The following is a 1,365-nucleotide window of genomic DNA, read 5'->3' on the forward strand; positions in this document are numbered from 1 at the left end:
TCGCGGGGCGGGCGGGCGTCGTCGGCGCGGCTGCGACGGGGCGGCTCGGCGTTGGCCTGATCCGGGTAGGAGGCCTTGCTGCGCTTGCGCCAGTCGTTGCCGCCGCCGCGTTTGGCCGGGGCAGGATCGGCGTCGGCGCTGTGGGTGGCGGGGGCGGCGGTGCGCGGTTTGAGCTTGAGCGTGCCTTCGGAAGTGGGCAGGGGCGGGCGGCGGCGGGGCGTATCGGTCATGGCGGGCCCTTTCAGGCAGCGGGATGCAGTTGTTGGAGGTCGGCCGCTTCGAGGTAGACCCATTCGCCTTCGGCCAGGCCGGCGAGGACGCCTTCGCCCAGCGCGAGGCCGCCGAAGCCGTGGCGGTGGAGCTTGTCCACGTGGTTGCCGGCGGCAGCGATCATGCGTTTGACGACGTGGTACTTGCCCAGGTCGATGGACATTTCGAGGGTGCGCGGGGCCAGCAGGCGGGCGGTGAGGGCCTTCACCGGCTGGGGCTCGTCGATCAGGCTGACGCCGGCGAGGAGGCGCTCGACCAGCGCGTCGGTGCCGTCTTCGGCGAGTTCGGCGCGGTAGACCTTGGGCACGTGCTTCTTGGGGGACGACAGGTTGTGGATGAAGGCGCCGTCGTCGGAGAACAGCAGCAGGCCGGTGGTATCCACGTCGAGCCGGCCGACGCTCTGCACGTTGCGCACCACCAGCGGATGGGGCAGCAGCGAATACACGCCCCGGTGGTGCTTGGGCTCGTGGGAGCACTCGAAGCCGGCCGGCTTGTAGAGGGCGAGGTAGGTCTTCTCGCGGTAAGTCCAGGCTTCGCCCTCGATCTCATAGACGAGGCCGGAGGTGGGGATTTCGGCGCCCGGATCATCGACGACTTCGCCGTTGATGCGGACTTCGCCGAGTTCGACGAGCTGCCGGCACTGGCGGCGGCTGCCGAAGCCCTGGTTCTGGAGGATGCGTTCGAGTTTCACGGGAAGAGCAGATTTCAGGATCAACCCGATATTGTCGCCGCCCCGGCGGGGGAGGGCAACCGCAGATGCCTCGGTGGATGTGTCAGCGACCGCGCAGGAACAGTTTGTCCAGGTCGGCCATCGAGAGTTGCGTCCAGGTGGGGCGGCCGTGGTTGCACTGGTCGGCGCGCTCGGTGGCTTCCATTTCGCGGAGCAGGGCGTTCATCTCGGGCAGGGTGAGGTTGCGGTTGGCGCGCACCGCGCCGTGGCAGGCCATGGTGGCGAGGAGCTCGTTGCGGCGGGCGGTGACGACTTCGGTGGCGGGGTAGTCGCGCAGCTCGGCGAGCAGCGCCCGCAGCAGCTCGGCCACCGGGGCGCGGGCGAGGAGGGCCGGCACGCTGCGCACGGCGAGCTCGGTGGGGCCG

The 1,365-nt window shown here is 70.2% G+C and carries 2 protein-coding genes and 1 pseudogene; all 3 read right to left on the minus strand.

What is annotated here, in order from left to right; genetic code table 11:
* Positions 1–230: hypothetical protein (locus QQK25_RS22910; protein ID WP_284190037.1), on the minus strand; the 230-nt coding region annotated here is incomplete at its 3' end.
* Positions 231–241: 11 nt separating this feature from the next.
* A complete protein-coding gene (locus tag QQK25_RS22915) occupies positions 242–961 on the minus strand; it encodes a pseudouridine synthase (protein ID WP_284190038.1) in 720 nt (239 codons plus the stop codon).
* A gap of 82 nt (positions 962–1,043) precedes the next feature.
* Positions 1,044–1,365: pseudogene (gene mutL, locus QQK25_RS22920) on the minus strand (DNA mismatch repair endonuclease MutL); the annotation flags it as partial.

Origin of the sequence: Zoogloea oryzae (assembly GCF_030161255.1) — a bacterium.
GTDB lineage: Bacteria > Pseudomonadota > Gammaproteobacteria > Burkholderiales > Rhodocyclaceae > Zoogloea > Zoogloea oryzae.